The sequence below is a fragment of the Gordonia sp. (in: high G+C Gram-positive bacteria) genome (genome assembly GCF_049299075.1).
In the GTDB taxonomy this organism is placed as follows: domain Bacteria; phylum Actinomycetota; class Actinomycetes; order Mycobacteriales; family Mycobacteriaceae; genus Gordonia.
In genome coordinates this window covers 1-4,021 of record NZ_JBAQWU010000363.1, presented here as the reverse complement: position 1 = coordinate 4,021, position 4,021 = coordinate 1, and the positions used below count along the sequence as shown (strand labels likewise).

General features: G+C 68.4%; 5 protein-coding genes. 1 reads left to right on the top strand and 4 read right to left on the bottom strand.

Features of this window, described 5'->3' with window-relative positions; translation table 11 throughout:
• Together WAW85_RS11410 and WAW85_RS11405 are read right to left on the bottom strand one after the other, a co-directional pair.
• On the bottom strand, positions 1-528 hold a 528-nt coding region (locus WAW85_RS11410; RefSeq protein WP_422559726.1), incomplete at its 3' end, for an MFS transporter.
• Positions 525-1,886, bottom strand: a complete 1,362-nt coding sequence (locus tag WAW85_RS11405) for a GH1 family beta-glucosidase (protein ID WP_422559725.1) — start codon at positions 1,884-1,886, stop codon at positions 525-527. The genes WAW85_RS11405 and WAW85_RS11410, both read right to left, overlap by 4 nt.
• Positions 1,887-1,974: 88 nt before the next feature.
• Here WAW85_RS11405 and WAW85_RS11400 point away from each other — a divergent pair, with 88 nt between their 5' ends.
• Positions 1,975-2,817, top strand: coding sequence for an SGNH/GDSL hydrolase family protein (locus tag WAW85_RS11400; protein ID WP_422559724.1), 843 nt, complete (start codon positions 1,975-1,977; stop codon positions 2,815-2,817).
• Here WAW85_RS11400 and WAW85_RS11395 read toward each other — a convergent pair.
• On the bottom strand, positions 2,807-3,784 hold the full coding sequence (locus WAW85_RS11395) for an alpha/beta hydrolase (RefSeq protein WP_422559723.1): 978 nt from the start codon (positions 3,782-3,784) through the stop codon (positions 2,807-2,809). The two genes, WAW85_RS11400 and WAW85_RS11395, sit on opposite strands and share 11 nt — an antisense overlap.
• Before the next feature lie 31 nt (positions 3,785-3,815).
• Positions 3,816-4,021, bottom strand: a 206-nt coding sequence (locus WAW85_RS11390; RefSeq protein WP_422559722.1) for a helix-turn-helix domain-containing protein, incomplete at its 5' end; no start/stop codon positions are given.

Here is a 4,021-nt window from a genome sequence, read left to right as displayed (position 1 = left end):
GAGCAGATAGCCGGTGACCACGGTCAGCCCCAGGGTGACCATGATCCCGACGCCGACCACGATGCCGGCCGCCTGAGACGAGCCGACGGCGGCCGCTGCGGCACCGCGCTGATCGGCCGGCAGTTGGTCGGCGATCAGCGCGGTGTAGGCCGCCGATGCCACCGCGATGCCGACCGAAACTCCGATCCAGGCGGCGCCCACGAGCAGCGGATGGTGAGCGAAGCCGGTCAGCACCAGACAGACGGCGGCAAGGAGGGATCCGCCGACCGCCCACGGGCGACGGCCACGGGACATCCGGTCGCTCAGCCCGCCAGCCAGCGGTCCGGCGATCACCCCGGCCAGTCCGCCGATCCCGAGGATCACCCCGGAGATCACTACGCCGCGCACCCACTGCTGGCCGCCGTTGGAGATCTGGTCGTCGAGTTGCAGGGGCAGGAGCAGTTGCAGCGGGGTCAGTTGAACCATCCAGATGACCAGCCACGCCAGGGTGAACGCCGCCATCCAACCGCGGCCCACCCGGGCTTTCACGCGCGTGCCTCGCGGGCGGCGGCGATCACCGCGGCGTACCAGTCGTAGGAGGCCTTCGGGGTGCGCTCGCCGGTGGCGAAGTCGACGTGCGTCAGACCGAAACGCTGGGTGTATCCGTGGGCCCATTCGAAGTTGTCCAGCAGCGACCACACGGTGTACTCGGCGACGTCGGCACCGGCCGCCATGGCCTCGGCGACGGCGCGCAGGTGGCCGTCGAGGTAGGCGATGCGGTCGACGTCGTCGATCCGGCTCGCGGTGTCGGGTTCGGGGTACGAACACCCGTTCTCGCTGACGATCAGCGGCGGCAGTGCGTCGCCGTAGCGCCGGGTGAAGTCGATCAGCAGGTCGCGCAGGGTGTCGGGCCGGACCGGCCACTCGGCACCGAAGCCAGTGGTCGCGGCGCCGGGGGTGGGCAGCATGTCGAACGGGATCGGACTGTCCGGGGCCGGGGCGCCGATGGTGGTCGGGTTGTAGAAGTTCACCGCGTAGAAGTCTGGACGCGCCGAGATCAGCGTCAGATCGCCGTCCTGGACAGGTAGTTCCGGGTTGCCGAACGCGCTCAGGTCGGGGTAGGCGCCGAGTAGAATCGGTTCGGCGAAGATTCGGTTGTGCAGTACGTCGTAGGCGTCGGCGGCGGCGCGGTCGGCGCGAGCGTCGGAGCTGGCGAGGACATGGGTGTGGTTGTTTGCGACACCGACCGATTCGGCGCCCGCCGCACGCAACACCGGCATCGCCAGCCCGTGTGCGAGGAGTTGGTGGTGCACGGTCGGCAGGGCGTCGAACAACAGGAACTTGCCCGGCGCGAGCGCGCCGACGGCGTAGCCTTCCAGCGTCGTCATGGCGGGCTCGTTGAGCGTGTACCAGTGCTTGACCCGGTCGCCTAGCCGGTCGGCGACCAGGGCTGTGTAGTCGGCGAAGCGCAGTGCGGTGTCGCGCTGGAGCCATCCACCGTCGGCTTCGATCCCGGACGGCAGATCCCAGTGGTACAGCGTCGGAAAGGGGGTGACCCCGGCGTCGAGCAGATCGTCGACGAGGCGCGAGTAGTAGTCCAGCCCCGCCGGATTGGCCGCCGAGCGACCATCGGGCTGGACGCGCACCCAGGAGATGGAGAAGCGGTAGCGGTCCAGTCTGAGGCCCGCGGCGAGGGCGACGTCGTCGGCCCAGCGGTGGTAGCTGTCGCACGCTGGATCGGCGGTCGCGCCATCGACGACCTTTCCGGGTTCATCGACGAAGTCGTCCCAGATACTGCGCCCACGGCCGCCTTCGGTGCGGGCGCCCTCGATCTGGAAAGCTGCTGTCGCGGCCGAAAAACGGAGTTGGGCTAGATGCTGCAGCGGCAGCGGCGAGGTCTGTGACACGGCGCATACGGTAGCCGTACCGAACCCGGTGAGTCCAGAGAACGGAAACGTGTTCCAATTTTCGATACAAGATCGTATCGTGGGTGTCATGACCGGGTCGGGGATCAGAATGACGTTGGGTGCGCTTGTCGGTTTCGGTTCCGCGATGGCCCTGCTCGCGCCAGCCGTGCAAGCGATGCCCGATCCAGCGCCGCGCGGTGCGCAGTACGTCTCACTCGGCGACTCCTACGTCGCGGCCGGTTCGCTGACGACGTCCACGGCGGCCGGGTGCAGCCAGGCCGCCGACAACGTCGGCCATCTGATTTCCGCCCGGCTGCGTCCGGTCAGCTTCGGCGACTGGGCGTGTTCGGGCGCGGACACCGACGACTTCACCACGGTGACCGCGATGGGGCCGCAACTGCGCGGTCTCACCGGGGACACGGAATTCGTGACGATCTCCATCGGCGGTAACGACGAGGACCTGTTTGGCACTCTGCTCGCGAACTGCCTCGCGAGCACCAACTGCACCCCCGCGGTGCACCGGGCGGCCAATGCCAAGGTCGATCGCCTCGGTCCGGCGCTCGACCGCGTCTACGCACAGGTCAAGCACCGGGCGCCCAAGGCGCAGGTCGTTGTGATCGGATACCCGCGGCTGCTGCCCGACGACGTACGGGGCTGCTTCGCCGAAATCTATCCGGGACCGGGTGCGGTGGCCGTCGCCAACGACGTGCAGCGGCGGCTGAACGAGCAGATCGCCGAATCGGCCGATCGAGCCGGTTTCACCGCAGTATTCCCCGACGCAGCGGCCCGACACACAATGTGCGCGCCGGATGGTCAGCGCTACGTCGCGCTGACCGGCATCGGCCCGGGCGACGCGGGCACGCCCGTCCATCCGACTCTGCTCGGGCGCCGGGAGATCGCGAAACTGGCCGCCGCCCAGTTCAGCCGTTGAGGTAGCGGCTGAGCAACGGCCACGCTTGTTTGAGCGCGTCGTGCCAGTAGGCGAAGGCATGGGTCCCGGTGGCCGGGAAGTAGGTGGTGACGGGGATGCCGAGCTGGTGTAGCCGGTCTACGAACTGCTGACTGCACTGCCGGACGGCAGCCTCGATGGGACCGCCGATCAGTATCTGGTGCAGCTTCGCCGGGTCGGCGGGGTTGTCATACCGACCGGGTAGGCCGGGGCCCGCGGAGACGAATACCCCGATGCCGCGGAGCCTGTTGGCGTTGATCTCCGCATCGTGAGCAGTCCAGTCCGGGCCGCCGAGTGGGCCCCACATATTGGTCACGTCACCGGCGCCGCGGCCCTCGACCGTCATCCGAACGTACGCGCTGCCGAGCGGGCCGCTGGTGTTTGGGCAGCCGCTGAAGGAGGCGGCGGCCACATACCGCCCGGGCGCCCGCTCGGCCAACAGCAGCGCGGCGCTGCCGGACATCGACAACCCGGCGACGGCATTGCGTCCGGTGGTGCTCAGCGTCTGGTCGATCAGCGGCGGCAGCTCCCGAGTCAGGAACGTTTCCCAGCGATGGCGACCGAGCATCGGATCGTCGCGGCGCCAATCGGTGTAATAGCTGAACGAGCCAGACATCGGGATCACGACGTTGACGTTCTTGTCGGCGAAGAACTCCGGCGCCCGTCCTTGGTCAAGCCAATTCGCTGTGTCTTCGCCGCCGCCCGCGCCGTTGAGTAGGTAGAGCGTCGGTGCTCGACCCCGGTTCGCAGGTAGCAGGACGTCGACCGGAATCACCCGGCGCGACGCCGCACTGAACACCTGCAGGCGCACGTGTCCCGGCGACAGGGTCTCGACGGAGACCACTGCTGGCGGACGTGCCTGCGCCGCAGGCATCGGGGCCAGTAGCGCCAGGACAATGCCGACCAGGACGATGCCGACTAGGACGCGAACCGGTCGGGAAGTCGCCATGAGGGGGTCCTTTCGGATGAGCGGGAATGCGTTACTTCGATTGGACCGCGGCAGGCTCGGTGGGCGGCGAGTATCCGACTACTCGAATTTCACGCGGCTCGAGGCAGGTGGCTCGGTAGCGATGTCCCTCGACGGTGCGCACCGATAAGCCGAGTGCTGCGGCGATCTGCTGATTCGTCATTCCGGCGCCCGCGAGCGCCAGGATCTCGCGTTGCCGTGCGGTGAGCCCGCCGAGAG